General features: G+C 45.2%; 24 protein-coding genes, 1 pseudogene and 2 riboswitches. Of the genes and pseudogenes, 4 read left to right on the top strand and 21 right to left on the bottom strand.

From position 1 onward, the window contains the following. Positions 1–20: 20 nt before the first annotated feature. From MBEAL2_RS14205 to purE, 9 genes are all read right to left on the bottom strand, one after another. Entirely contained in the window at positions 21–1,217 is a 1,197-nt protein-coding gene (locus MBEAL2_RS14205; protein ID WP_047152949.1) for a trans-sulfuration enzyme family protein, read from the bottom strand. Beyond that, positions 1,198–2,343: a trans-sulfuration enzyme family protein gene (locus MBEAL2_RS14200; protein WP_047152948.1), complete on the bottom strand. Its 1,146-nt coding sequence runs from the start codon at positions 2,341–2,343 to the stop codon at positions 1,198–1,200. The genes MBEAL2_RS14205 and MBEAL2_RS14200 overlap by 20 nt, the downstream gene beginning before the upstream one ends. Positions 2,344–2,434: 91 nt before the next feature. Beyond that, positions 2,435–2,561, bottom strand: a riboswitch (SAM riboswitch). Positions 2,562–2,712: 151 nt separating this feature from the next. Next, positions 2,713–3,744, bottom strand: a complete 1,032-nt coding sequence (gene purM, locus MBEAL2_RS14195) for a phosphoribosylformylglycinamidine cyclo-ligase (protein WP_047152947.1) — start codon at positions 3,742–3,744, stop codon at positions 2,713–2,715. 16 nt (positions 3,745–3,760) lie between these two features. Further along, positions 3,761–5,989: a phosphoribosylformylglycinamidine synthase subunit PurL gene (gene purL, locus MBEAL2_RS14190; RefSeq protein ID WP_236692856.1), complete on the bottom strand. Its 2,229-nt coding sequence runs from the start codon at positions 5,987–5,989 to the stop codon at positions 3,761–3,763. A gap of 46 nt (positions 5,990–6,035) precedes the next feature. After that, complete coding sequence (gene purQ / locus MBEAL2_RS14185) at positions 6,036–6,719, bottom strand: phosphoribosylformylglycinamidine synthase subunit PurQ (RefSeq protein ID WP_047152945.1); 684 nt, start codon at positions 6,717–6,719, stop codon at positions 6,036–6,038. Between the two features lie 3 nt (positions 6,720–6,722). Then, positions 6,723–6,971 carry a phosphoribosylformylglycinamidine synthase subunit PurS gene (purS, locus tag MBEAL2_RS14180; RefSeq protein WP_047152944.1) on the bottom strand — a complete coding sequence of 83 codons (249 nt, stop codon included), beginning with the start codon at positions 6,969–6,971 and terminating at the stop codon, positions 6,723–6,725. Continuing rightward, positions 6,964–7,683 carry a phosphoribosylaminoimidazolesuccinocarboxamide synthase gene (purC, locus tag MBEAL2_RS14175; protein ID WP_047152943.1) on the bottom strand — a complete coding sequence of 240 codons (720 nt, stop codon included), beginning with the start codon at positions 7,681–7,683 and terminating at the stop codon, positions 6,964–6,966. The genes purS and purC overlap by 8 nt, the downstream gene beginning before the upstream one ends. Further along, on the bottom strand, positions 7,676–8,821 hold the full coding sequence (gene purK / locus MBEAL2_RS14170) for a 5-(carboxyamino)imidazole ribonucleotide synthase (RefSeq protein WP_047152997.1): 1,146 nt from the start codon (positions 8,819–8,821) through the stop codon (positions 7,676–7,678). Before purK ends, purC begins: the two co-directional genes overlap by 8 nt. 2 nt (positions 8,822–8,823) lie before the next feature. After that, positions 8,824–9,309: a 5-(carboxyamino)imidazole ribonucleotide mutase gene (purE, locus tag MBEAL2_RS14165; RefSeq protein ID WP_082129941.1), complete on the bottom strand. Its 486-nt coding sequence runs from the start codon at positions 9,307–9,309 to the stop codon at positions 8,824–8,826. A 151-nt stretch (positions 9,310–9,460) separates the two neighbouring features. Here purE and purF point away from each other — a divergent pair, with 151 nt between their 5' ends. Further along, positions 9,461–10,840 (top strand): amidophosphoribosyltransferase, encoded by a 1,380-nt coding sequence (gene purF, locus MBEAL2_RS14160; RefSeq protein ID WP_047152941.1) that lies wholly within the window; start codon positions 9,461–9,463, stop codon positions 10,838–10,840. 24 nt (positions 10,841–10,864) lie between these two features. Here purF and MBEAL2_RS33990 read toward each other — a convergent pair whose 3' ends face one another. Beyond that, the gene (locus tag MBEAL2_RS33990; protein WP_369405503.1) at positions 10,865–10,954 is read right to left on the bottom strand and encodes a hypothetical protein; all 90 of its coding nucleotides are present in this window, start codon (positions 10,952–10,954) and stop codon (positions 10,865–10,867) included. Here MBEAL2_RS33990 and purT point away from each other — a divergent pair. Beyond that, positions 10,921–12,099, top strand: coding sequence for a phosphoribosylglycinamide formyltransferase 2 (purT, locus tag MBEAL2_RS14155; protein WP_047152940.1), 1,179 nt, complete (start codon positions 10,921–10,923; stop codon positions 12,097–12,099). The genes MBEAL2_RS33990 and purT overlap by 34 nt on opposite strands. Before the next feature lie 70 nt (positions 12,100–12,169). Here the strand turns inward: purT and folD are convergent, their stop codons facing one another. The 6 genes from folD to MBEAL2_RS14125 form a co-directional block, all read right to left on the bottom strand. Next, complete coding sequence (gene folD, locus MBEAL2_RS14150; RefSeq protein ID WP_047152939.1) at positions 12,170–13,033, bottom strand: bifunctional methylenetetrahydrofolate dehydrogenase/methenyltetrahydrofolate cyclohydrolase FolD; 864 nt, start codon at positions 13,031–13,033, stop codon at positions 12,170–12,172. 52 nt (positions 13,034–13,085) lie between these two features. Beyond that, positions 13,086–13,162: riboswitch (ZMP/ZTP riboswitch) on the bottom strand. A gap of 44 nt (positions 13,163–13,206) precedes the next feature. Continuing rightward, on the bottom strand, positions 13,207–14,337 hold the full coding sequence (locus MBEAL2_RS14145) for a DUF4855 domain-containing protein (protein WP_047152938.1): 1,131 nt from the start codon (positions 14,335–14,337) through the stop codon (positions 13,207–13,209). A gap of 24 nt (positions 14,338–14,361) precedes the next feature. Next, positions 14,362–15,630: a polysaccharide deacetylase family protein gene (locus MBEAL2_RS14140; protein WP_047152937.1), complete on the bottom strand. Its 1,269-nt coding sequence runs from the start codon at positions 15,628–15,630 to the stop codon at positions 14,362–14,364. A 27-nt stretch (positions 15,631–15,657) separates the two neighbouring features. Further along, positions 15,658–16,830 carry an MFS transporter gene (locus MBEAL2_RS14135; protein ID WP_047152936.1) on the bottom strand — a complete coding sequence of 391 codons (1,173 nt, stop codon included), beginning with the start codon at positions 16,828–16,830 and terminating at the stop codon, positions 15,658–15,660. 6 nt (positions 16,831–16,836) lie between these two features. Continuing rightward, the gene (locus MBEAL2_RS14130; RefSeq protein WP_047152935.1) at positions 16,837–17,976 is read right to left on the bottom strand and encodes an MGDG synthase family glycosyltransferase; all 1,140 of its coding nucleotides are present in this window, start codon (positions 17,974–17,976) and stop codon (positions 16,837–16,839) included. A gap of 33 nt (positions 17,977–18,009) precedes the next feature. After that, positions 18,010–19,122, bottom strand: coding sequence for an MGDG synthase family glycosyltransferase (locus tag MBEAL2_RS14125; RefSeq protein ID WP_047152934.1), 1,113 nt, complete (start codon positions 19,120–19,122; stop codon positions 18,010–18,012). A gap of 181 nt (positions 19,123–19,303) precedes the next feature. On the opposite strand from MBEAL2_RS14125, the pseudogene MBEAL2_RS34365 reads away from it, so the two are divergent. Further along, positions 19,304–20,002 (top strand): annotated as a pseudogene (locus tag MBEAL2_RS34365) (response regulator transcription factor); the annotation flags it as partial. 255 nt (positions 20,003–20,257) lie between these two features. After that, the gene (locus MBEAL2_RS34360) at positions 20,258–21,682 is read left to right on the top strand and encodes a sensor histidine kinase (protein WP_439644872.1); all 1,425 of its coding nucleotides are present in this window, start codon (positions 20,258–20,260) and stop codon (positions 21,680–21,682) included. 189 nt (positions 21,683–21,871) lie between these two features. Here the strand turns inward: MBEAL2_RS34360 and MBEAL2_RS14115 are convergent, their stop codons facing one another. The 5 genes from MBEAL2_RS14115 to MBEAL2_RS14095 form a co-directional block, all read right to left on the bottom strand. After that, the gene (locus tag MBEAL2_RS14115) at positions 21,872–23,143 is read right to left on the bottom strand and encodes a glycoside hydrolase family 18 protein (protein WP_047152933.1); all 1,272 of its coding nucleotides are present in this window, start codon (positions 23,141–23,143) and stop codon (positions 21,872–21,874) included. A gap of 84 nt (positions 23,144–23,227) precedes the next feature. Beyond that, positions 23,228–23,458: a hypothetical protein gene (locus tag MBEAL2_RS14110; protein WP_047152932.1), complete on the bottom strand. Its 231-nt coding sequence runs from the start codon at positions 23,456–23,458 to the stop codon at positions 23,228–23,230. Between the two features lie 43 nt (positions 23,459–23,501). Beyond that, positions 23,502–23,756, bottom strand: a complete 255-nt coding sequence (locus MBEAL2_RS14105; protein ID WP_047152931.1) for an alpha/beta-type small acid-soluble spore protein — start codon at positions 23,754–23,756, stop codon at positions 23,502–23,504. Between the two features lie 234 nt (positions 23,757–23,990). Beyond that, on the bottom strand, positions 23,991–25,166 hold the full coding sequence (locus MBEAL2_RS14100) for a toxic anion resistance protein (protein ID WP_047152930.1): 1,176 nt from the start codon (positions 25,164–25,166) through the stop codon (positions 23,991–23,993). Continuing rightward, positions 25,153–25,869: a 5-bromo-4-chloroindolyl phosphate hydrolysis family protein gene (locus MBEAL2_RS14095; protein ID WP_047152929.1), complete on the bottom strand. Its 717-nt coding sequence runs from the start codon at positions 25,867–25,869 to the stop codon at positions 25,153–25,155. The genes MBEAL2_RS14100 and MBEAL2_RS14095 overlap by 14 nt, the downstream gene beginning before the upstream one ends. Positions 25,870–26,011: the final 142 nt, after the last annotated feature.

The following is a 26,011-nucleotide window of genomic DNA, read 5'->3' as shown; positions in this document are numbered from 1 at the left end:
ATCATTCAAAAATAATGCACTTATCTATATGCCTTTTCAGCATAAGCGGCTTCATAACTCTGTAATGCCTGCCCTAAATCGGCCAGTAAATCTTCCGGCTCCTCCAGGCCTACCGAAAGGCGAATTAATGAATCTGTAATCCCCAGTTCTTTTCTCTTCTCCTCTGGAATGCTTGCATGCGACATCCGTATAGGGTAGGTAAGAATGCTTTCCACTGCTCCCAGACTCACAGCAATAGCCGGTAATTTTACCTCTTTAAAGAAGTGCTCGGCAACTTCTGCACTTTCTACCTCAAAGGATACAATCCCTCCAAATCCGCTCGCTTGCTCGGCAGCAAGCTGATGGCCGGCATGATTCTTTAACCCCGGATAATACACATTCTTTATATGTGGCTGTGTTTGCAGCCATTCAGCAATTTGTGCCGCCGTCTTCTGGTGCTGATCCATTCTCACCTTCAACGTTTTTAAGCCGCGCAGGAGAAGCCAGGCATCCTGCGGTCCCAAAATCGCACCAAAAGCGTTCTGAATAAAGCCGATTTGCCCCGCCAGTTCTTCACTGGACGTTGCGACAAGCCCGCCTACTACATCGCTGTGGCCGCTAATGTATTTCGTAGCACTGTGAACGACAATATCCGCTCCCAGAAGAAGAGGCTGCTGAAGATACGGCGTCATGAATGTATTATCAACAATCGTAATAATCCCGTGTTCCTTAGCAATACTCGCAGCTCCAGCAATGTCGCTAACATTTAAAAAAGGATTAGACGGGCTTTCAAGGAAAAGGGCCCGTGTTGCCGGGGTAATCGCTGCGCGGATTTCATCCAAGTTTGTGGTGTCGACAAAGCAAGCTTCGATACCAAAACGTGAAAATAGTTGAGTCAGCACACGGTACGTGCCCCCATAAATATCACGGCACACAATAATTTGATCCCCACTGCTTAGAAGGCATAGAACGGAGGAAATCGCCGCCATCCCCGAAGCAAAGGCATACCCTGCGCAGCCTCCCTCCAATTGGGCGATCGTTGTCTCCAGTGCCTCGCGGGTTGGATTCCCTGACCGGGAGTAGTCAAAGCGTACTTCCTCATCCGGGGATTGCTGGTTGAACGTCGAAACCTGATAAATCGGTACACCTACGGCTCCGAAGTGCCCGTCAATCCCTGTTTTCGCATGAATAAGTTGTGTTCCGAAACTCAATTGTTGTTTATTTACAGTAGCATCCATGGAAAGCCTCCTTGAAATCTTGAATTAAATCTTCCACATGTTCAATCCCTACAGACAGACGAAGCAGACGGTCCGTGATGCCAAGCTGGTTGCGGATTTCTTCCGGGATATCCGCGTGCGTTTGCTTTGCCGGGAATGTAATCAGACTTTCTACTCCGCCTAAGCTTTCTGCAAAAGTAATCAATTTTAAGTTTCCTAAGATATGAGAAACGAGCTCCTTGTCTTTGACCGTGAAAGAAAGCATTCCGCCAAAGCCGGATGACTGCCCCCGGCCAATCTCGTAATTGGGGTGCTCAGGCAGCCCGGGAAAATACACTTCTTCAACTTCAGGCTGCTCTTTCAGCCATTTTGCTAATTTCTCGGCATTTTCCTGATGGCGCTCCATGCGCAGTGCCAGTGTCTTAATTCCGCGCAGGAGGAGCCAGGAATCCTGTGGACCCAGAATGGTTCCTGCCGAGTTCTGGAGGAAACGAAGTTTTTCGCCAAGCGATTGTTCGCGGGCAACAAGCAAACCAGCGATGACGTCATTATGGCCCCCGAGATACTTCGTTGCGCTATGTATTACGATGTCGGCTCCCAATAGAAGCGGCTGCTGAAAATACGGTGTCATAAACGTATTATCTACAATCGTAAGCAGGCTCTTATCCTGGGCTATTTGTATAACGCCTTTTAAATCGCTAATCTTCATCAAAGGATTGGTCGGTGTTTCAACAAAGATGGCTTTTGTAGAAGGACGGACGGCTGACTCAACTTCATAGATGTCACTTGTGTCCACAAAACTCACTTCAATGCTATAGTGATTGAATACCTCTTCCAGAAGGCGGTACGTCCCTCCGTACAAGTCTTCTGAAACGATAAGATGATCGCCTGGTTTAAATAAAAACAGCACCGTAGTTATCGCAGACATCCCGGAAGAGAAAGCCAGGCCTGTCGCGCCTTTTTCAAGTGCGGCAATGGCTTCTTCGATGGCTGTGCGTGTCGGGTTGGCTGTACGGGAATAATCATAGCCAGTGCTTACCCCGCCCGGATGTTCAAACGTTGCTGACTGGTAGATCGGTGTGCTGACAGAACCGGTTCTGGGATCCTTTGCTACACCGGAACGAACGAGAGTAGTTTCAATATGCATGTATGTTTCCTCCTTGATTTTTTTGCAATAAAAATAAAAACACTCTTCACAGATGGAAGAGTGTTGGCATACAGAAAGGTAATCTGCTGCACTCTCATCTGTTAGAACAAAATTGTTCTACAGGAATTGGCACCGTTCATAATGGGAAAACATATCATTTCCCATCTGATGGTTGCCGGGCTTCATCGGGCCAGTCCCTCCGCCTCTCTGGATAAGAGCTATCCTATTCAGTTGTAATCTTTCATGCGAACGTAACGTGTATTTATCCTGCTGTATCTGCTAAAAGAAGTGGAAAAATTTTATATTGTTTATCTTACTCTACTTTTCTTTATTCTACAACTACATTTTAAAAAATGTTTACATTTGAACTTATACCGTAACCGAGCACCCCTGATTTCCCGAACGAATTTTGCCAATGGTAAAGGCAATTTCACCTAGTGAGGATAATTTCTTGATTACAGCTACTTCATCTTCTGGACGTACCATAAGAATAAATCCAATTCCCATATTAAAGGTACGAAACATATCATAACTGGAGATATTCCCCTTGCTTTGAATAAGTGAAAAAACAGGATGAATGGGCCATGTTCCCAGTTCAACCTTTGCTTCCGTACCATCCGGGAGAATCCGAGGGATATTATCATAGAATCCCCCTCCCGTAATATGTACCATTCCCTTTATGGTGTACTCCTTGAGTGTTTCAAGAATAGGTTTTACGTAAATTCTGGTCGGTTCAAGTAAGGCTTCACCCAGTGTTCTTCCCAGGGATTCAATGGATTGATCCAAAGACAAGCCCGCATCCTCCAGGAGCACTTTGCGAGCGAGGGAAAATCCATTGCTGTGAATGCCGCTGGAAGCTAGCCCAATAAGGACATCGCCTGGTTCAATTGAAGAACCATCAATCAACTGCGGCCGGTCGACAACACCTACGGTAAACCCGGCAATATCATACTCCCCGTCAGCATACATTCCCGGCATTTCAGCCGTTTCCCCGCCGATTAACGAACAGCCCGCTCGTTGGCATCCATCGGCAATTCCTTTGACAATGGCTTCAATTTTTTGGGGTTCAATTTTTCCGCAAGCCAGGTAGTCCAGAAAAAAGAGCGGTTCTGCCCCCTGAACAATTACGTCATTCACACACATCGCCACGGCGTCAATGCCGATGGTATCATGCTTGTCCATCATAAAAGCAAGCATGAGCTTCGTTCCCACTCCATCCGTTCCAGAAACAAGAACGGGTTGCTGATATTTTTGCAAATCAAGCTGAAATAGTGCGCCAAATCCTCCAAGTCCCGTTAAAACCTCGGGGCGTAACGTCTTTTGCACATGCTTTTTCATTCGTTCCACTGCTTCATTTCCGGCATCAATGTCTACTCCGGCTCTCCGGTAAGCTTCACTCATGTTGTGGCCCTCCTTCCTATGGCAGACTTGCGGATATTTCTGTGGTAGTCAGTTGTCTTTTGATTGTTCCCGATCTCATGATATGGGGTATGGTATCCTTCCACACCTTTTCTAATCCCGAAACCGGCTGCTGGATAATGATTTCTCCATTCACGCGGATAGAGAGCTCATCTCCCTGGACGCTCCCAAGCTCCGTTAGGATAATGCCTTTGTCCTGGGCTATTTCTTTCAGTTGTTCAACATGTTCAGGTGGAACGGACAATAAAATCCGTGATTGGGATTCACTGAATAGAAATAAATCCGCCCGTAATTCGGAGCTGACTTTAATCTGAGCCCCTATTCCGCCTCCCATGCAGGATTCGGCCAGTGCCACAGCCAATCCGCCTTCCGCCGGATCATGTGCAGACTTGACTAACCCTGTTTGAATGGCCTCCAATGTTAGCGACTGCACATTCCGTTCTATTTGTAAATCAATTTGAGGGGGACGCCCTTCGATTTTACCTAAGGTAAGCTTTTGGTATTCTGATCCTCCCACCTCCGCTTTCGTTGTCCCAATGAGGAAAATTAAATCGCCTTCGGTCTTAAACGATTGGGTTGTAATGTGCTCCACATCATGGATAAGTCCTACCATCCCTATTGTGGGTGTTGGATAAATCGCAACGCCGCTCGTTTCATTGTATAAACTGACATTCCCGCCGATGACCGGTGTTCCCAGCTCCAGGCATGCTTTGCTTATTCCATCTGCTGCCTGTTCAAATTGCCAGAAGACCTCTGGTTTTTCCGGACTTCCAAAATTCAAGTTATCGGTAATGGCTAACGGTTCAGCACCGGAGCACACAACGTTGCGGGCCGCTTCCGCCACCGCAATCGCTCCTCCCACATAAGGATCCAGGTAGACGTATCTCGCGTTACAATCCGTGGTCATAGCGAGCGCCTTCCGTGTTCCCCGAATTGTAATTACCGCTGCATCGGATCCGGGATGAACCGCTGTATTCGTACGAACCATGTAATCATATTGATGGTAAACCCATTCCTTATTGGCAATGGTCGGCGACGCTAACAGCTTGAGCAGTATATCGTTATAATCCGTCGTTTCCGGTAACTGGAGCGGGTCCTTTTCCGCAAACTCATGATAATAAGCAGCAACCTTCGAAGGCTTACAGTAAACAGGGGCATCTTCAGCCAGCTTATCCGCAGGAATCTCTGCGACAACCCCTCCTTTGTGAATCACGCGGAGCATATTGTCATCGGTGACACGACCGATAACAGCAGAGTGCAAGCCCCATTTATCGAAAATTTTCTTAACTTCATCCTCTTTCCCTTCTTTGACGACAACGAGCATCCGCTCCTGGGATTCAGACAACATCATCTCATAGGCGGACATTTCCCTTTCCCGCTGGGGAACCAGGTCCAGATTTAGATCAATACCATTTCCCGCCTTGCTCGCCATTTCCGAACTGGAACTCGTTAATCCAGCTGCCCCCATATCCTGAATTCCTACCACGTACCCAGAATTAATCAGTTCCAGCGTAGCTTCAAGCAGAAGCTTTTCCATAAAGGGATCTCCGACCTGTACGGCGGGACGTTTCGCCTCCGACTCCTCATTTAACTCCTCTGAGGCAAAAGTAGCGCCATGAATCCCATCCCTTCCCGTTGCCGCCCCCACATAGAGCACCGGATTGCCGATTCCTTTGGCAACACCTTTTTGGATTTGATTATGGTCAATTAATCCAACGCACATCGCATTTACTAAAGGATTGCCTTCATAACAGGAATCGAAATAAATTTCTCCTCCCACCGTTGGAATCCCGATGCAATTTCCGTAGCCTGCAATCCCGGCCACTACGTTTTCGAACAAATACTTTGTCCTGGCGTTATCCAGCTCGCCAAAACGCAGGGAATTTAGCAGTGCGATCGGTCTGGCCCCCATGGAGAACACATCGCGGATAATTCCACCCACCCCGGTTGCAGCTCCCTGGTAGGGCTCAATCGCTGACGGATGGTTATGGCTTTCGATTTTAAAAACGACCGCCTGGTTGTCTCCGATATCTACAATTCCGGCACCTTCTCCGGGCCCTTGAAGAACCCGCGGTCCCTTGGTGGGAAAACGCCGAAGAACCACTTTAGAGTTTTTATAGCTGCAGTGTTCAGACCACATCACGCTAAAAATCCCGGTTTCCGTATAATTCGGCTTTCGTCCAAGAATTTCGACTGCTTTGTCGTATTCTTCATCAGTAAGACCCATTTCACGGTAAACCCTTTGTTGCTTTATTTCATCAGAATTCGGCTCCCTATGCTGCACCGTTTCGTTCCCTCCAGTACTTAAAGATGGATGTAAACATCCGCCTGCCATCTGTAGAACCTAACCATTCATGAACCGCACGTTCGGGATGGGGCATCATCCCCAGCACATTTCCTCCTTTGTTTACAATACCGGCAATTTCAGCAATGGAACCATTCGGGTTTAGTCCCTCATAGCGAAAAACAATTTGGTTATTTTCTTCAAGTTGTTGCAGGGTTTCCTCGTCACAGTAATAATTGCCGTCTCCATGGGCAATCGGGATTTTAATCCATTCCCCTTTTGCATAGTCCGAAGTAAAGGGAGTCTGGTTGTTTTCCACCTTTAAATCAACCATTTTGCATTGGAATTTTAAGCTGGCATTTCTTCTTAAAGCTCCCGGCAGCAGGCCTGCCTCAGTTAAAATCTGAAATCCGTTGCAAATTCCAAGAATTAACTTCCCCTTCTCCGCCAGTTGTTTGACCTGTTCCATAACCGGAGCATAACTGGCCATCGCGCCGGGCCGAAGATAATCACCGTAAGAAAATCCTCCTGGCAGTAGGAGGGCGTCATATTTCGAGAGGTCCGTTTCTGTTTGCCACACATACTCCACGGGCTCCGCAAGGCAATCCTCGACCCCCTTATACATGTCCACATCACAATTGGAGCCTGGAAACACAAGCACAGCAAATTTCAATTCCTACACCTCCTTCATTTCGAGACGATAGTCTTCAATTACAGTATTCGCAAGGAGTTTCTCACACATCTCTCTAACCCGCTTCTGGGCTGCCTCTTCCTTGCCTGCATCAATTTCTAACTCCACATATTTTCCGATTCGAACTTCTCCCACTTCATCGAAACCTAAAGAATGAAGGGAATCGCGAACCGCATTGCCCTGAGGATCCAATACGCTTTCCTTTAAGGTTACGTAAACCGTAGCTTTAAACATGAGCCTCTCCTCCTAACCGGCGCAATATTTCCTGATAAGCATCTTCTACATTTCCCAAATCACGGCGGAAACGGTCTTTATCCAGTTTTTCCATCGTAGTGGCATCCCAAAAACGGCACGTATCCGGAGAAATTTCATCGGCCAGGAGAAGGTGCCCCTCCGCTGTTTTGCCGAATTCCAATTTGAAATCAACGAGAATGAGGTTCCGGGCAGCAAGGTATTCCTTTAGAATGTCATTGACCTTTAGGCTTGTCTCCTTAATTTGCGCCAGTTCTTTCACGGTGGCTAACTCAAGAGCGGCTATATGGTCATCATTAATCATAGGATCGCCCAATTCATCGTCCTTGTAGTACCATTCCACAACCGGTCTGGAAAGACGGGTTCCTTCCTCCCAGCCTAGCCTTTTGGCCAGCGATCCGGCAGCGATATTTCGAGTGACAACTTCAAGGGGAATGATTTGTACTTCACGAACCACTTGTTCTCTATCGGAAATTCTCTTCACAAAATGGTTATCGATCCCTTTCTCCTTAAGCAAGCTCAAAAAAATCGAGCTAATTTCATTGTTCAAAACCCCTTTGCCTGTAATTTGCGCTCTTTTCGCGCCATTAAAGGCGGTAGCATCGTCTTTGTATTCAAGCCAAAATAAACCAGGTTCTGATGTCTTGAATACTTTTTTTGCTTTTCCTTCATAAAGCTGCTCCCGTTTATCCATGATTTCTTTCCTCCGGATGGTTCCAGATTTGCATCTGATCAATTTGTTGAAGAGCTTTTTCCACGGAAGGGGCCAAAAAGTTGATGTGCCCCATCTTCCTCTTTTCTCTGCTTTCCGCTTTCCCATACAAATGAAGCTTGGCCGTATTAGGCAATTGCTGTACTTTTTCCATGACGAAATCCAGATGTTCTCCCAGAATATTCACCATGACCACCGGGGTTAATAAGGAGGGATCCCCCAGAGGCAGCCCGCAGATAGCCCGGATATGCTGCTCGAATTGGGATGTAACACAGGCTTCCATCGTATAATGCCCGGAATTGTGAGGCCTTGGCGCCAATTCATTCACTAAGATATCTCCGTCCGTGGTGAGGAACATTTCAACGGCAATCAGCCCCACAACTTGTAAAGCATCAGCTATTTTGAAGGCAATTTCTTCTGCCCTTTTTGCTTGTTCCTTGCTAATTCTGGCAGGCACAACAGTCTGATGCAAAATGTTGCCAATATGTATGTTTTCGCCTGCTGGAAAAGCCTTTACTTCGCCCTGCAAATTCCGTGCAATAACGACCGATAGCTCCTTTTCAAACAGGATGAATTGTTCAACGATTAATTCAAGACCTGTTTTGGCCGCTTCTTGAAAAGCCAGTGGAATCTGCTTTTCATTTCGAATGACCCACTGCCCTTTTCCGTCATAGCCCCCTGTGGCTGTTTTCACCACGGACGGCAATCCTAAAACACTGATCGCTTTTTGTAAATCCTTCTCAGATTGGATAACCTGGAAAGGAGCGATCGGAACCCCGGCGGACGTTAAGGTTGATTTTTCCCGAACCCGATGCTGCGTGATCCTGAGAAGTTCACTTCCCTGGGGAACAAAAGAATCTCTTTCCAGCTGTGCCGCTATCTGAGCGTCCACGTTCTCAAATTCATAGGTCACCACATCGGATAATAAGGCTAATTGTCTGGCTGCTTCCATATCGGAAAAAGAAGCCGTAATCTGGTTATCTGCTACCTGCCCGCATGGGGAATCCTCAGTGGGATCGAGCACAACAAAACGGTACCCCATATTCCGTCCCGCCAGCGCCATCATCCTTCCTAGCTGCCCTCCACCTAAAATTCCAATGGTTGAGCCCGGTTGAACCATTTTCAAGGAAGCCGCCCTCCTTCCAGTACGCTTATCCGAATTTTCTCTCTCCGTTCCACAGTTTTGTGTTGAATTTCGGGATATTTGATTCCGAGAATTTCGGCTGCCAATAGTCCGGCATTTATGGCACCCGCTTTTCCGATTGCTACGGTAGCTACAGGGACCCCTCCCGGCATTTGCACAATGGAAAGCAAGGAATCAAGGCCGTTTAAAGCTGCTGATTGTATAGGGACGCCAATGACGGGTAATTCAGTTTTAGAAGCGACCATCCCCGGTAAATGAGCGGCACCACCCGCTCCTGCGATAATTACTTCAAGCCCTCTATGTTTGGCTGATTGCGCATATTCAAACATTAAATCCGGAGTCCGGTGAGCAGAAACGACCTGCTTCTCATAAGAAATTTCTAGCTCATCCAGCACCTGGCATGTTTCTTTCATCGTTTCCCAGTCCGATGTACTCCCCATAATTACCCCCACCCGGCCAGTCATAACCATCTCACTCCTTTCCTTTGTTCATTCATACGTTAGGATTTCCTGCTTAACGAATTTATACTTATAAAAATCCGACAGTATGGATTAGGATAAATTCTCTTAAGGGGTAGAGAATATGGGTAAATAGAGGGAAGATGGGAGGGATAGTATGTCTTCAAAGCTACAGGAAGAATGCGGGGTGTTTGGTATATTCAACCACCCTAAGGCCGCTGATTTAACGTATTACGGGTTACACGCCTTACAGCACCGCGGTCAGGAAAGTGCGGGAATTGTGGTGAGCGATGGTGAAAGATTCAACTATCATCGTGGGATGGGGCTGGTTACACAAGTATTTACACGGGACATTCTGAACCAATTGAATGGAACGATGGCGATTGGCCATGTTCGCTACTCCACCACGGGAGAAAGCTTAGTGCGCAATGCACAGCCGCTTGTTTTCAAATACCGTGAAGGAGACTTGGCCATCGCTCACAATGGAAATTTGGTTAATGCGAATTTTGAGCGAAAAATTCTCCATGAACAGGGAAGTATTTTTCAAACGACAACCGATACAGAAATCATTGCTCACCTGCTTGCACGCTCGGCAAAAAAGCACTTCGAGGAAGCGGCACCAGCCGTCCTGCAGCGTATTGAAGGAGCATTTGCTTTGCTCATGATGACCGAAAAAAAGATGATCATTGCCTTAGATCCACATGGGCTGCGTCCTCTCAGCCTTGGGAAAATCGGGGATAGTTATGTAGCCGCTTCTGAAACCTGTGCCCTGGACGCGGTAGACGCCAGGTTTTGGCGGGATGTCGAGCCGGGAGAGTGGCTTTTGATTGATGAAAATGGCGTGCAAACCGGCCGGTTTGCCACACAGGAAAAGCAATCTCTATGTTCCTTTGAATTCGTTTATTTTGCCCGTGCTGACAGTATGATCCGCGGGAAAAGCGTGTTAGCTACCCGAAAAGAACTAGGCCAAATTCTGGCGGAAGAGCATCCGGTAGAAGCGGATATTGTCATTGGCGTTCCTGAATCCAGCATCCCCGCTGCCATTGGGTATGCCGAACAATCAGGGGTTCCCTATGAGATCGGACTCATTAAAAATCCTTATGTTGGGCGTTCATTCATTGAACCGACGCAAGAATTACGTGAATTGGCTGTACGGCTGAAATTAAGTGCGGTTCGAGACATTCTGGATGGAAAAAGGGTGGTTTTGGTTGACGATTCCATCGTACGGGGGACGACGAGCAAACGGATTGTTCAGTTAATCAGACAAGCCGGCGCCAAAGAAGTCCATGTCCGGATTAGCTCTCCCATGGTTAAAAATCCTTGTTTTTATGGGGTGGATATGCCGACAAAGGAAGAACTGTTTGCCAGCAAGGTTGAAGAAGAGCAGGCAATGGGGCATTTAATTGGTGCGGATTCATTAGCCTTTTTAAGTAATGAAGGCCTGTTAAAAGCTGTAGACGTCGATATGGCTGAAATTCCAAATCGGTGTATCGCCTGTTTTAATGGCGCTTATCCTACCCAATTGTATTTAAAATAAATAAAAAACGAACAATTTATCATTTCAATCTATATAATGTTCGTATATATTATATATATCAATGAATGGGAGGAAAGATAATGTACCAATCAAAAAAAATGCTGCTGTTAGGATCAGGTGAACTCGGTAAGGAAGTAATAATTGAAGCCCAGCGTCTGGGTATCGAAACAATTGCCGTTGATAGATATGCGGATGCTCCGGCTATGCAGGTGGCACATCGCAGCTATGTGATTGATATGCTGGATCCAGAGCAAATACGAAAAATCGTGGAAGAAGAAAAACCCGATTTAATCGTTCCTGAGATTGAGGCCATCGCAACATCTGAGTTGTTAAAATTAGAGGACGAGGGATTTCGAGTTATTCCTACGGCCCGGGCCATACAATTGACGATGGACAGAGAAGGAATCCGGCGATTAGCAGCAGAAACGTTAAAGTTACCTACGGCGAAGTACGAGTTTGCTGATACATATGAACAATTTATTCAGGCAATAAAAGCAATTGGATTTCCTTGTGTTGTTAAACCGATTATGAGCTCATCGGGAAAGGGACAGAGTATCTGCCGGTCTGAAGAAGATATTGAGCGTTGTTGGAAAGAAGCGATGGAGGGCGGAAGAGTAAAGCATGGCCGGGTCATTGTCGAGGAATTCATTACGTTTGAATCCGAGATTACTCTCCTCACCGTTCGTTCAGTAAATGGAACATTATACTGCGCCCCGATCGGCCATGTGCAACAAAGCGGTGATTACATTGAATCCTGGCAGCCGCATAATATGACAGAACAACAAATTGAAGAAGCGAAAAAAATTGCTTACACGATTACGGAATCTCTTGGCGGATATGGCATATTCGGTGTGGAATTATTCCTGGCAAAAGATAAAGTATATTTTAGCGAAGTTTCTCCCCGTCCACACGACACGGGTTTGGTCACTTTAGTCACGCAGAATCTTTCTGAGTTCGCTATCCATGTCCGCGCAATTCTGGGGCTTCCTATCCCTGAGATTACGTTGATCTCCCCTGGTGCAAGCCGGCCGCTAAAAGCAAATGAAGAGCTGGAGACCTATAGTATACAAGGGCTGGAACAGGCTTTATCCGTATCGAACACCCAGGTTCGCATTTTTGGAAAACCGGTTACTTCAATAGGCCGGCGCATAGCCGTAACCCTGTCCACTTCTGATAATGTGGAAACAGCAAGGAACTACGCAGCACAAGCCTTACAGCAGCTAAGCGTTAACGGGGTAAATAATAAAGAGGAAAGATAGTATATATTAAAACGACCGCATAGGCTTCTGAATAATCGCCCATGCGGCCGGTATTTACGATCGCGTTATATTAAACTGTAGCAAGCTCTTTCACTTGAGTGCGTGCCGCCAGTAACGTATTATGAAGCAGCATGGAAATCGTCATGGGGCCGACTCCTCCCGGTACAGGCGTAATGTACGAAGCGATATCCTTAATGGATTCAAAATCACAATCTCCAAAAATCCGCTTTTCTTCCCTGTTAATCCCCACATCAACTACAACGGCACCCGGTTTGACCATGTCAGATGTAATCAAGTGTTTTTTTCCAACGGCGACAATCAAAATGTCGGCCATTCTCGTCATTTCTTTTAAATTCTGGGTATAAATATGACATACAGATACGGTTGCATTTTCATTCAAAAGCAACGTTGCCATCGGTCTCCCAACGATATGGCTATGTCCGACAATAACCGCATGTTTGCCCTGCAGATCCACCTTGTACTGCTTTAACAGTTGTAAAATCCCAAACGGTGTACACGGCAACAGCGCCTCTTTTCCAACTTGCATGCTTCCAATATTCAGCGGATGGAAGCCATCCACATCCTTTTGCGGGTCAATTGTGTCAATAACGGTTTGAACGTGAATATGTTTCGGCAGTGGAAGCTGGACGAGAATACCATGTACTTGAGGGTCTTGATTCAACTGTTCAACTCTATGCAGCAATTCAGCCTGCGAAACAGTCTCCGGGTAGCGAATTAAAAAGGAACGAATGCCGATTTCTGCTGCCGCTTTTTCTTTCGCCTTCACATAGGTTTCCGATGCGGGATGGTTTCCCACTAATAATACAGCCAGTCCCGGTTGCACATATTCTCTATTCAGCTTAGCAACCTCTTGTTTTAATTCACTTTTAACCTGAGCCGCTACTTCTTTCCCGTTCATGATGGTTGCGCTCATTTGTTCACTCCCTCACCAATAGAACATGCTAAAGGGGAATAAAAAAACCCTGAGCATGTGCCCAGGCGGTCGGCTGTGTCGATTACACTCCCCTGTGGTTCCCCACTTCCGCCAGTCATGTAATCCATTTTTATTTTACCACGGAGAGGGTAATTTTCATATGGGATAAACCGTTAATGGCTGTAGAAGTCTCCAATCACCTGGTAAATAGCAGATTGTGGCTGGACAAGCTGGGAATCGGTTTGACCTCTTAGATCAGATAGCAGTTCACCACGGGCACCTGCATAAAACATGAAAGGTACGTCAGGGTCTTTTACAAAATCTTTGAATGTTGCTTCATATTCATAATAACGATGACGGCAGCCAGCCAATTGGCCATACTTGTTTGCAGGGACAGTAGCTTCCGTTATCCTAACGCCATTTGAATCATATACACCGTTACGGTGGAACACAGAACTAATTTCCATATCCACGCCTATTTTGCAAAGGGTATGGGTTCGAGGTCCAGCAGCGACTACACCATCACGATAAGTAATCGCGTTTTTTACTATGCTGTAACGAATCCCTGTTAAGTTAGAGGCTAAGTTTCCGGATTCGTCAGAAGCATGGAAGTAATAATGTGGCTGCATCATGCAGAAGTCAAAATAATTTGTTCTGTTAACAAGCACCCCGATATTCCAAATGATTTCTGCCGGGAAACGGCCATAACCATAATACGGTGCCCATGAGAATTTCTTGCCAAGCCCGTGGACATATGTTGACAGCTGGCCAAAAAGGCTAGCTGTGGGGTTGCGGGCAGAGTTTGCAGCAGCAAGCTTTCTGGCTGCCGACACATCACGGTCTGCTTTTGGATAAACGGTTTCGATCGTGTTGTAGCAACCCTCTACATAGTCAGTCCAGTCTGTACCCAGGTTAGTTTGTACAGCTTTATAGAAGTTTACAAAGATACCATAGTAATTTTGCATGCCTTTTAGTGAATGTGCTCGTCTGTTATCGCCTGTCGTCTTCGAATCCCTAATATCGATTCCAGGATACCCGATATGCAGTTTAACTCCGCGAGCGGCCATGGTAGAAGCTTTGAATACATTTTGCACGAAATATCTGACAGATTCTGCAGCTCTTGAAGTAACTCCGCTGTTATAACCTGTTGTGTCTCCGTAAATATATTCACCATCACCAAGGGGGGCAATAATTAAAGTGTCGATGGATTCTGGCAGGACATTTAGCTCATAAGGTGTATAATGAGCGGGATACTTGGGGCCATTTGTGCCGGAGTTACCGATATAAATCAATACTGCGCGCATCGTATTTAATCCCTCCACATTTCTCTAAGTATGAATGGAGTATCTCCTTATAAGTTCGTCTTTGGAAATCGAAATAATCTTAGGAGTAAGAAGGTTTCCATTCTTTTGCACCCTTCGTCTCCCCTGCGGATGAACAATAAACAGCAGCAATCGCAGATAAAATTGGCAAATCCGGGCAAATAAACGGTTTGGTACGTCCTGCACGGTAAATCCAAGCTGGCGGCTCCCTCGATAAATGACGGAAATCCCATATAATCCTTTAATACTGCCTCCTTCAGGATGTTGCAGAATAAAAGCCAGGAGTTGAGGAAGGAACTGCTCCGTTAGCCTAACCATTTGAACGGCCAATTGAATGGGGGTGCTGCAGGTAGAAACCATTTGAGCAAGGAATTCATTATTGAAGTGGAGTTCCACCACTTTGTCTCCTTTTTCAATTCGTTTCCCATCCGATAAATGAAGGGTTTTTCCATAGTATTTACGGACACGGACGTAAAAAAAGGAGTCTTTTTGATCAAGGGGTTTAATGGCAAACAAAGTATGAAATAGCGCTTCCCACTTCATCCATAGATAAACAAGGAATTGTTTCTTCCTGCTTTGTTTGAGAGGCATCCCATCCAATCGGACACAGGAATAACCTTGGGAATGGATTTCCCGAAATACACTTTCTAGAGCCTGGATCGTATGGGAAGGTGCATCTTGATTGGCCCCTACCGTATCCCCACTGTCGTGTAACAAAACGACAGCTCCTGCCTTCAGTTTCCGGAGAATATGCCGTCTGATTTTTTCACTTCCACCTTGACTGCGCCAATCCCATGCCATTAAAGACCATAGTACAATGCGAAAGTGTTTTCTTAAGGAAAAGTCAAACAGATTGAGCAATCCCCAGGGCGGCCGGTAATAGACGGGCCGTTCACCCGTTATTTTCTCAATGAACGAAGCCGAGCATTTAAGCTGACGGCGCAGGGTCCAGGGCGTCATCAGCCAATTTGATCGATGCACGTAATTATGAATGCCAATCAAATGCCCTTCCTGGTATATACGAAGAATCAGCTCCGGATTTTCTTCTGCTTTATGTCCTAAGACAAAAAAGGTCGCTTTCACATGGTGCTTTTTTAACAGATCGAGCAGTTTTGGGGTGTAGCGTGGATCAGGGCCATCGTCAAAAGTAAACGCCACCTGACGGCCAGTTTGCCCCCTCCGTACTATACCTAAGCCGAACCCAAATGAGACGATACCCGGAATAATGGTATAAACAAAAAACAGGATACATGCCCATTGTAACAGAGTGAACATAAACTCCATCCCCCTTATCCGCTCAATTTATTCTTCTCCTTGCAGACGCTGGAACGGAAAAAAAAGATAAAACAAAGCGATACAGCCTAATAAACCGGCACTTACCCAGACGGTTACGATGTCATTGAACCATTGGGCAATCCAACCGCCAAGTATAGGCCCGATAATAACACCGATTCCTTCTACACTGGACAATACGCCCCAGCCTAGCCCTTCCTGCCCGCTTGGTACATAGTACGACATGAGGGCGTTCCATGCCGGGAGTACAGCCGCATACGATATGCCCAATACTAATGCCCAGGCCATGGAACTATACACCGTAGAGACAAAGGTTAATGAATATAAGGCAATGGAAAATATGCCGAACCCTAAGACGAAAAACCATTTCTTACCGAACGTATCCGATAACTTTCCCATCGGGATTAACCCGATGACAGCTCCTGCCCCACCAAGCATTAATAAATAGGAGTATTGGCTGTACGTGAGCCCCAGGTGCCGGGTTGCAAATTGAGGTAAAATCGGGACGAGCATCCCGGCTGCGGCGGTTTGCAGAACCATTCCTGGAAGTAATGGGCGCATCCTTTTTAGATTCTGCCAGAGCAGTTGAAATTGTTTTTTTACAGAAACGACATCCGGTTTAGATATCGTTTCATTCGATATTTGAAATGACAGGAGCCCTCCCGCTATCCATAAAACAATAAGCATCCAGAAGGAGAGCGTATAGCTTTGATCGATCAGAAAATTCATCAAGACAGGCCCGGCACCCATTCCCGCAAGCCAGAAGGAATATAACAACCCCATTTGCGTTGCCCGTTCTTCCTCTTTTACCTTACTTAAACAAACAAGCCAAATCGGTGAAATGCCAACACCAAAGGTGGCGGAAGACAGAATAAGGAGCCAGCCCTGTTGACTGAAAAGGACACCCAATAAACCTGATAAAGAAATGAGTAAACCAATTTGTACAACGACCCGAGAAGAAAAACGATCCAATAAATAACCGATGGCAATTTTAACTGCCGTGTCCGTAAGGTAATGAGCTGTAACAGCAATTCCCACCATCGAAATGGAAATGTGCAGTTGATTGGTTGCGTAGATTGGTAAAAAACTGATGAGAAAGGCGCCCCTCACAAATTCAACAACGACCAAAACGGCCAGGCTTTTTATAAAATCCCTAGGGAATGGCTGGCGTGCGTTTAGCATCTATTCTCACCTTCCCCAGCTGGCCGCAGGGTTTTGCAGGCTGGCTAAAATATTTTCAACAACCCTTTCTGTTGCGTTAGGTTTATAGATGGACCGCACAGCGTTTTGCATCCGGAATAGCGAAGACTCCTCCGTTAAAAGCCGTGTCAGCTCTCCTAACAGCTCGCCCACATGCCGGGTCGTGACAGCTGCCCCTATTTCTGTTAAATAGCGGGCATTTTCTCTTTCCTGCCCGGGAACAGGGCGAAAAATAACAATGGGAAGATTCATGGCAAGAGCTTCAGAAAGGGTAACGGCTCCTGCTTTGGTCACAATACAGGCAGAAATGTTCATCAGTTGAGGAATGTCCTCGACGAATCCAAGCACTCGTATGCCGTGTTCATCTTTAAACTCCTGCTCCAGCTCTTTTTTTAATGCTTCATTTTTCCCGCATATAAATACGGTTTGTACATTCGGTATAGATAATAGGACGTTGCCTATCTCTTTTATCAGAGCCGCAGCATAGGTGCCGGCCATAACTAATACGGTTTTTCTAGAGGGATCGAGTCGATATTTTTCATAAGGCTGCTCGCTTTTCTGAAGCTGGGGAGAAGAGAATTCTTCCCGTAATGGAATGCCGCTTACAATGATTTTACCGGGAGGAATTCCCCTGCCGGCCATCTGGATTTTCATTTCCTCCGTTGGCACAAAATACAGATCGATTTCAGGATGAAGCCACCGGTTGTGCAGGGCAAAATCCGTGAGCACCGTAAAAGTAGGGATAAACCCTTCCCCTCTCCTGCGGTATTCAGGCATAACAAGCATAGGAAAAGTATTAATAACAACATCGGGTTGTTCCCTTTGAATAATCTTTCTCAATTCACGTATGCCAAAGGCATTAAACCAACGGGAAAGCAAAATATCATGCTGCATCTCCTGCGTGGAGTAATAGGTCCATCCGTACAAAGACGATGCGAAGGAATAACTTTTAAGATACAAATACTGTGTAAATGTATCGATCCATGGATGTGCTTCGGCAAATAAATCAGTAACCAGTACGTCCGTGATTCCATTTTTATAAAAATGCTTTTGTAACACTTGAGATACCTGGATGTGCCCTTCTCCATAACTGGCAAAGAGAATGAGAACTTTTTGCTTTTTTTTCATCCCTTCCCCTCCGATGCTGTAGTCGTCCCTGAGTTAAGCAAATTGTGTAATTTGTTCTAGAATTTGATCGGTTGAACTGGATGCGTGAAAATCTCTCATTCGTTGTTTCATGGTCGTTCGTAAAGAAGGGTGGGAAATCATGGAGTCCAGCCAATATCCTAGCTCCCGGTTATTCTTGGCTTCTATTGCTACCCGGCACCGACAAAGAAAATCAGCATTCGCTTGTTCCTGGCCTGGAAGCGCCTGATAAAGAAGCATCGGCAGATTCATAGAGAGCGCTTCTGAAATTGTCGAACCCCCCGGTTTTGTAAGCAATAAATCAGAAGCCGCCATCCATTCGTGAATATTATAAACATACCCCTTTGTCAGGACATGGTGTTTTGAATGCGCAAAAGTTTCCTCCATATTTCTGCGCCTTTTCTCATTCTTTCCACATATGATGATGACTTGAAGCATCTTATCCATCGATTCTAACGCTCCGTAAACGCCGTCCCCGATCATCCCGTATCCGCCGCCCATTACGAGTAAAGTCGGAAGGTCTGTTCTCAGGCCTAACTGTTGTTTTAAAGATGACACATTATATTGGCGTTGAAAAACAGGCCGGACAGGTATACCCGTGATACGAATTCGATCCTGTGAAACCCACTTCTCACTCAAATCGTTAAATACATCCCGGGACCCTACAAAGTACCGGTCGGTATACGGGTGAATCCAGGAGCGGTGATCGCAATAGTCTGTGATGAGGGTCGCTGTAGGAATGGAAGTCAAACCGTAGGCTTTCATCAAAGACATCGCAGCTGCTGCAAAAGGAAAGGTGCTAATGACCATCGTTGGGTTCACTTCATCCAGCCACATCTTCATCCGCTTTAGCCCGGTTCGTAAAAATTGCTTCACAAGATACGGCGTATCCTGTTTTTTCGTAATTTTATACAAATGTCCATACAAGCGGGGAAAAGAACTGACTCCCTTAATGAACAAAGGCTGACTGATGGAATGGACCCATGGATGGGAGCATTCCATCATATCAAGCAGGGTCGCCTGCCATCCTTCCTTTCTCTCCGCCGCTTCCTGGATGGCACGTGCCGCCTGGAGGTGCCCTTCACCGTAATTGCTATACAGGATAAGAATTCGGTTTTTTGGTAACACGCTTCACGCCTCTTTTCTGCTCAGTTAGGTAAAATGTTATAGATAAGTTCTTAAGGAAAACGGTGATAATTTCTGAAGAATTTCTGAAGAATAAAGAATGAACTTCAGAAAATCTTAAGATTTTCCTGTCGTTTTCTTAAGAAGTCTACTGTAAACTGGGACACATGAGGAGGGCTATCTTTTGAACCAGGAAACGATTTTAATTATAGATGATGAGAAGGAAATCCGTGATCTCGTAGGCATTTATCTCGCGAATGAGGGCTATTCGGTGTTAAAAGCGGCGGATGGCATCGAGGGATTGAGTTACCTTGAAAATGAAGACGTACACCTGGTGATTCTCGATCTTATGATGCCGCGGATGGACGGGATTCAGGCATGCATGAAGATTAGGGAGAGCAGAAATGTTCCGATTATTATGCTGTCTGCTAAAACACAGGACATGGATAAAATTTTCGGACTAACAACAGGAGCCGATGACTACGTAACAAAACCCTTTCAACCATTAGAATTAGTGGCACGAGTAAAATCTCAACTTCGCCGTTACCTTCGGCTCAACCAGACAGATCTGGCTCAGAATACTAAAATAAACCAGGAAATGGATGTCATTTGCATTGATGGTTTGGTGATGAATATTACTACCCATGACGTTACAGTGGAAGGAAGAGAAGTCAAATTAACTCCAAGGGAGTTTTCCATTCTAGAATTACTGGGCCGTAATCCCAGGGTGGTTTTTAGCACAGAAAAGATTTATGAACTCGTGTGGAATGAGCCGTTTTATGATTCTGAAAATACTGTGATGGTTCATATCCGTAATTTACGTGAGAAATTGGAAAAAAACCCTCGTTCACCTCAATATATTAAAACAGTATGGGGGTCGGGTATAAAATTGAAATTTAAAAGCTGGACACTTTCCTCACTCTCATTAGGGAAATATATTCAAAAACTACTACAACATGTGCAGAAAAGTATACGAATTCAGTTGGTTTTAACTTTCAGCTGTTGTTTATTGCTTGCATCCCTTATCGGTTTCGTTTCCAGCACCGAATTCGTTACTAAAGAGCGAAAGCTTGATTTTACTTCAGGACAGGTCACAATTGATGAAAACGCGCGAGGTTTGGTCAGGCAGTTTAATCAAATGAATCAGGATATAAATGGGTTGGTAAAAGAACTGGGAATGGAAGATCCTATTTTCCGCCAAAAATTCCTCGATCGCCCCCTCCCCTTATCAAAGGGGAATGGGGAATGGTTATCCATTCCTTCAGAAGGAAAATCGGTTTACCATCTGACAAAAAATGAACTCATCCAATATGTAATCGATGTGCCAAAACAAAAAAATAACCTCAAGGTCTTAGTCACGGATTTGGACGGAAAGGTTCTATACCACTCGGCGGGTTCGAAGGACACACAGGTAAATCTTCATCATATAATCGAGAATGCGACAATGATTCATATCGCGCAACAGCATGATGAGCACCCCATCTTATCCAGTTTCTATCCGATTAGCCTTAGCGGGCCTAAAGCTTTTTTAATTGTGAGCGGCTCGCCAAAACCCACCGTTATTTATGTAAATGAGCCTGGCATTACGCCTTATGTTCTTGCTGTTATTACATTTATTTTATGCTTCTACTACATTACTAAACGTAAAATGAAAGAAATTGAGGGAATTGCCTCGGGGTTAATGGAAATCGCCAAGGGGAATTTAAAGCATAGGATTCAAGAGAAAAGTAACGATGAACTTGGCTCCCTTGCATCCAATATTAATTACATGGCGCAAGAATTGGATCAAATGATGGAACGGCAGCGTGAAACGGAGAAATTAAAAGATGAGTTGATTACGAATGTTTCCCATGATCTGCGCACTCCCCTCACCTCGATAATGGGCTATATGAGGCTGGTGAAGGATCATCAATATCAATCCCAAACCCAACTCGATGAATATGTCGATATTGCGTATGGGAAATCAGAACAATTAAAAACATTAGTTGAGGCTCTATTTGATTTTACACGGCTCAATCATAAAGGGATCCAGCTTAAAATGGAACAGGTTTGCCTGAACCAAATGCTGGATCAGTTAATGGAGGAGCTCGTTCCCGCAGCTCAGGGGAATAATGTTACCTTCTGCAAAGATTTCCCCGCGGAGCGAATCATGATAAAGGTCTCTCCTAACCATATGGTACGAGTCTTTGAGAACATATTAATGAACGCTATCAAGTATAGCCTTCATCCAGGCACAATCCGGGTTAAATTGAAAAAAAGTGAAGGCGCTGCTCGTATCATAGTTTCCAACGCCACCAGTGAGCCTCTTTCAAAGGAAGCGGTTAAACGCCTGTTCGAACGATTCTACCGTGTCGACTCTTCCCGCTCTTCCAGCAAGGGAGGTACTGGGTTAGGCCTCGCTATCACCAAAAGTATCATCGAATTACACCATGGGTCTATTGATGTTGAATATGACGAGCCGGAGATTACATTCGTTATTACGTTGCCTTTGGGATCTGGAACGCAAAAAGAGGGTAACAAAGAGCTTTCCCGTTTTCTTTTTCCGCATGATCGGGTACAATAAAACTTGAAAACAACATATATTAAAAAAGACCGCTGATGCTGCTAACATCAACGGTCATGCAATAGAGGGTTCCCTGCAAGGGGGATCAGCAAAGGGTAGAAAATAATCCGCCGGTTTGGAAAGGGGAGTAAGTGACTAAGTACCCTCTTCCAAACCGGCGGATTTTTCCATTTATATCATAACATCGAACTATATCAATTTTCGGATAGAAAAGTTGTCTTCAAGTAACAGCCAATTTTGTGGGTATCGATAACCTAATACCCAGTAGCTAATGCCGCGCAGCCCATAATCTTTGGCTGTGTCAAATTTGGCCTGGGCACTGCGTGCGTCTTCAAACCACACTTCATGGTTTCGCCCCTGTGCATCAGTATACCGGAAAAATGGAGACTGGGCAACCGGATCATACTGAATGGCAGCTCCATATCGAATGGCCCTAAGGACAGCTTCCTGCGGGCTGAATGTCTCCGCCTGCTGCCCCTGTACATGCGGAAGAAGCCAGTCACGCGCGTAGATTTGAAATCCCATAAATATCTTATTTCTTGGAATGACTGAAACTGCATAATCTAACACACGCCTGATTTGATTCAGGGGCGAAATCGCCTGTGGCGGACCTAGCCTATAACCCCATTCATATGTCATTAAAACGACAAAGTCGACAATTCTGCCATGTGCAGGATAATCATGCGCTTCATAGAGCAGTCCTTTTTGTTCGCCACTTGTTTTGGGAGCAAGAGCCGTTGATACAAAATAGCCTGCCGGATGCAGCCTTTCAACGGCACGTTCTAAAAATTGATTGTATAACTCGCGGTCCTGTGGATAAACATTTTCAAAGTCAACGTTTAATCCCCGGTATCCTTTGGTTTTGATAATATTTATTATATTCGTTAATAACCGGTCCTGGATTTCTGTACTGGAAAGGATGGTATGCGCCAGGCGGGAACCGGGGTCACGAGGGGTAAAGTTGCTTATACACAGTATGGGAGCAACTCTTTCGGAAAAGGAAGCCTGAATGATGGGGGTATCATTTATGGCATTCAAACCGCCATCCTCCCGCATGATATATGGAAATGGAGAGGAATAAGTTAAATATCTCCCTACTTCTCGAATCTGTCTTGCCCCTTCTTCTCCTGGGGTAATGGTATACGCGTTTACGTCAATTACAGGCTTAGGAAAAGGGATAATTAAAACGGTCCCTGGAGAAATACGTGCCGGGTCAGCGATTCGGTTTGCCCGGATAATTGCCTGAACGGTTATTCCATACCTTTCGGCTATCATCCACAGAGTCTCCCCAGGCCGGACAGTATGAGTCCGGTGAGGTGTAGGAATGACAAGTGCCAGCCCGACTACTAATCGATTCGCATTTTCTAACTCGTTTGCTGTTACAATTTGAGTAACGGTCACGCCGTACTGCCTAGAGATGGCCCATAGTGTTTCCCCCTGCTGTACCACATGAATTTGCATTTTACCCCTCCGTAAAATTCATTTCTTTCAACTAACTATATTTCTAGATAAGGAGGGATATAATCCTGACGAGGAATTAAATGTTTAACAGTTCTTATTATCCAAAAGGCCATTCCACTTGAATTTAAAATCATTAATATTAAGTTCAATTTTACTCCCGTCGCTTAAATTAACCGTAATTGTGGACACAGGAGCACTATATTCATTAATTAGGCCCTCGAGGGTGGTAAATGTCTCTTCTTTCGATATTGAATTAGTGTCTATACTAACCATGGCTTCAATTTTACCTGAAACTATATTTTTTTCCTGATTCATATCCTTTTTTCCTCCGATGGATTAATAAACTTAGCCATTTTAATTAAGATTTTTTACTTAAATTTTCCTGAGCCATTTTTATAAGTTCCTTCACCATGTTCCCACCCAATCTGCCGCCGACCTGACCTGCCTGCTTGGAAGTAAGCTGTCCGTTGTACCCTTTTTTTAGAGGAACGCCTACTTCTTCTGCAGCTTCAAATTTAGCATTTAAAGGATTTTCAGTATTCGCTACTTTGGCCTTTAGCTCATCTAATCCTTTCGCAGCCTCTGGAACAAGGATTTTATTTCTTCTTGCCATATTTATTCACTCTCTCCTTTACAATATGGGGACAAGTACTATATAAGAAATAGTTTGTGTAGCGGTTCATTTTTCATTCTCAACTCGTACGAGAAGAACAAAAAGGATGTCTCATAAGAAACATCCTTTTTGTTCCGGTATAGGAGTATATGTTGCTTTAAAGTCATAAAGTAAGATCCCTATCATGGAACCCTACGGTCCCAATGTTTTTCTCATTCTGCCACCGCCAAAAACTTAGCGCATGGATAATAACTTTGTTTTTAATTCTTCTTCCATCTGGCTAAGATCACGTTCAGCCTGTTGGCGTTTCATCCGGCCTTCCTGCTGGATTTTTAGTGTCTCTTCCAGGGTACTAAGTAAATTCTCCTGTGTACGCTTTAGTGTCTCTACACTTACAATCCCGCGTTCATTCTCTTTTGCGACTTCAATGCTGTTCATTTTCAGCATTTCAGAATTACGCAGAAGAAGGTCGTTGGTCGTCTGTGTAACCTGCTTTTGCATTTCCACCGCTTTTTGCTGGCGGAAGAGTGTTAGGGAAAGGACAATTTGATTTTTCCAGAGCGGGATCGTAGTCAGGATGGAAGATTGAATTTTTTCCACCAGCATCTGGTGATTATTTTGAATCAAGCGAATTTGCGGTGCCGTCTGCATTGTAATCGTACGGCTCAGCAGCAAGTCGTGCGCTTTTTTCTCGAGGCGGTCGGCAAAGCCGATGATATCGTTCAGCTCCTGTACAGCAGAAGGATCTCCGGAAGCATTTACCTTCTGTTGCAATGCCGGAATCGTATGGTTTCGCAGTTCATCCAGTTTATGTTTAGCGGCTGCAATATAAATGGTAAGCTCCTGAAAGTAATCCCGGTTCTTCGCAAATAAAGCCTCTAAGAGTGTTACATCGCGCAGAAGCTGCTGGCGTGATTTATCAAGCTTATCAGCGATTTGGTCAATTTCGCTTCCTAATTTTTGATACCTGCTTAATAATTTATTCGTTGACTGTGCCACCGATCCGAAAATCCGGGAAAGAAAGTTCTTTTTCGACGGGCTTAGTTCATCCGGGTTTACGGCCTTGATTTTAAGCATCAAGTCCCCGATTACCTCACCCACAGGCCCAGTATCCTTTGTCCTTACATGATCAAGAATGTTATCGGCGAAGCGGGAAAGATCGGATTGTGCCGATACACCGTACTGCAGCAATGCCTGCCGGTTAGTCGGATCGATTTGTTTAGCAAGAGCCATTGCTTTAGAACGATGTTCTGGCTCAAGCTTTTCGATAAGCGGGAGCTGGCTTTCCTGAGTTGCTACAGGCTGTACGGGAGAGCCGAACGAAGCACCTGGCAGAGGTGCAATAGAAGGGGTTGTCCCAAATAATTCATCCGCAGCTGGATGGAAAGGATTTTTTTTAAACCTGCTCATAGTACCTTTTATCTCCTTTCATCATTTTGATTTTTATTTCTTTGTCGGCGTTTTTTTCGCGTGGCGGAAGTGTAATGGAGTGGCTGCTGCTCGCTTGAATGGACTTTCTCATAACATCCAGCTCAACATCGAGATTCAGCACGTCATCTGATAGCACATGCAGCAGTTCTTCCTCTAAAGCAGCAGTAATATCATCCAGCATGTCTTCTGTTTTGCGCAGCGCCAGCGTAATCTCCGCATTTCTCACTGGTTGTGACAAAAGGAATGTATATTTCTCCAGAATTGTAATCGTTGAATCAAGGTAACTGGAGAAGAAATTCCGGACTGTCCGGAATCTGCGCGGGTCCTCTTCAATAATCGTTAGAATTCGCTTCACTACTTTATGAATGTGAGACGTTTTCTGCCAGACTGTCACTGAGCGAAGCTTAAACTGAATGCGCCGAATGGTCTTCAGCTTTTTCTGCGCTTCTCGCAGGTTCCGCCTTATATAAGCCTGATCATAATCTCCTGAGCCACCAAATGGCTTTGATGAATTCATGTATCTTCGGCGTATGAGAAACGATGCTGCTATATAAGAGGCTACACCTATCAGAGCCGAAACAATAAAACGAAGGTCAAAGGCAAAATAGGAAACAAGCAGGCCGGCGAACCCTGCCATGCCGGAAAACAGCAACCGAAACATTGTAAACAATATTGCCTTCATTCGCTTCACTCCTACTACTTTTCCAATTTGATTTCTATACTACCACCATGGGTATAGGCAGACAAGTTTCCGGGCTGTAGGCTTGTCTTACCCTCATATACGTAAATTTACTCGCCAGAGTTTCATCTTCTCCCCTGCTTCT

Origin of the sequence: Aneurinibacillus tyrosinisolvens, assembly GCF_001015055.1 — a bacterium.
GTDB classification, from domain to species: domain Bacteria; phylum Bacillota; class Bacilli; order Aneurinibacillales; family Aneurinibacillaceae; genus Aneurinibacillus_A; species Aneurinibacillus_A tyrosinisolvens.
This window is presented reverse-complemented; position numbering and strand designations above follow the sequence as displayed.

Bases quoted from the DNA above. Each gene is read 5' to 3' on its own strand.
- MBEAL2_RS14110 (WP_047152932.1), bottom strand. From the start codon at position 23,458: ATGAATCAGGAAAAAAATATAGTTTCAGGTAAAATTGAAGCCATGGTT.
- purC (WP_047152943.1), bottom strand. From the start codon at position 7,683: ATGGATAAACGGGAGCAGCTTTATGAAGGAAAAGCAAAAAAAGTATTC.
- MBEAL2_RS14130 (WP_047152935.1), bottom strand. From the start codon at position 17,976: ATGAAAAAAAAGCAAAAAGTTCTCATTCTCTTTGCCAGTTATGGAGAA.
- MBEAL2_RS14115 (WP_047152933.1), bottom strand. From the start codon at position 23,143: ATGCAAATTCATGTGGTACAGCAGGGGGAAACACTATGGGCCATCTCT.
- MBEAL2_RS14105 (WP_047152931.1), bottom strand. From the start codon at position 23,756: ATGGCAAGAAGAAATAAAATCCTTGTTCCAGAGGCTGCGAAAGGATTA.
- MBEAL2_RS14100 (WP_047152930.1), bottom strand. From the start codon at position 25,166: ATGAGCAGGTTTAAAAAAAATCCTTTCCATCCAGCTGCGGATGAATTA.
- purK (WP_047152997.1), bottom strand. From the start codon at position 8,821: ATGGTTCAACCGGGCTCAACCATTGGAATTTTAGGTGGAGGGCAGCTA.
- MBEAL2_RS34360 (WP_439644872.1), top strand. From the start codon at position 20,258: ATGAATCAGGATATAAATGGGTTGGTAAAAGAACTGGGAATGGAAGAT.
- purT (WP_047152940.1), top strand. From the start codon at position 10,921: ATGTACCAATCAAAAAAAATGCTGCTGTTAGGATCAGGTGAACTCGGT.
- folD (WP_047152939.1), bottom strand. From the start codon at position 13,033: ATGAGCGCAACCATCATGAACGGGAAAGAAGTAGCGGCTCAGGTTAAA.
- purL (WP_236692856.1), bottom strand. From the start codon at position 5,989: ATGGGTCTTACTGATGAAGAATACGACAAAGCAGTCGAAATTCTTGGA.
- purS (WP_047152944.1), bottom strand. From the start codon at position 6,971: ATGTTTAAAGCTACGGTTTACGTAACCTTAAAGGAAAGCGTATTGGAT.
- purM (WP_047152947.1), bottom strand. From the start codon at position 3,744: ATGAGTGAAGCTTACCGGAGAGCCGGAGTAGACATTGATGCCGGAAAT.
- purF (WP_047152941.1), top strand. From the start codon at position 9,461: ATGTCTTCAAAGCTACAGGAAGAATGCGGGGTGTTTGGTATATTCAAC.
- MBEAL2_RS14095 (WP_047152929.1), bottom strand. From the start codon at position 25,869: ATGAAGGCAATATTGTTTACAATGTTTCGGTTGCTGTTTTCCGGCATG.
- purE (WP_082129941.1), bottom strand. From the start codon at position 9,309: ATGACTGGCCGGGTGGGGGTAATTATGGGGAGTACATCGGACTGGGAA.
- MBEAL2_RS14135 (WP_047152936.1), bottom strand. From the start codon at position 16,830: ATGCTAAACGCACGCCAGCCATTCCCTAGGGATTTTATAAAAAGCCTG.
- MBEAL2_RS14200 (WP_047152948.1), bottom strand. From the start codon at position 2,343: ATGCATATTGAAACTACTCTCGTTCGTTCCGGTGTAGCAAAGGATCCC.
- MBEAL2_RS14205 (WP_047152949.1), bottom strand. From the start codon at position 1,217: ATGGATGCTACTGTAAATAAACAACAATTGAGTTTCGGAACACAACTT.
- MBEAL2_RS14140 (WP_047152937.1), bottom strand. From the start codon at position 15,630: ATGTTCACTCTGTTACAATGGGCATGTATCCTGTTTTTTGTTTATACC.
- MBEAL2_RS14145 (WP_047152938.1), bottom strand. From the start codon at position 14,337: ATGCGCGCAGTATTGATTTATATCGGTAACTCCGGCACAAATGGCCCC.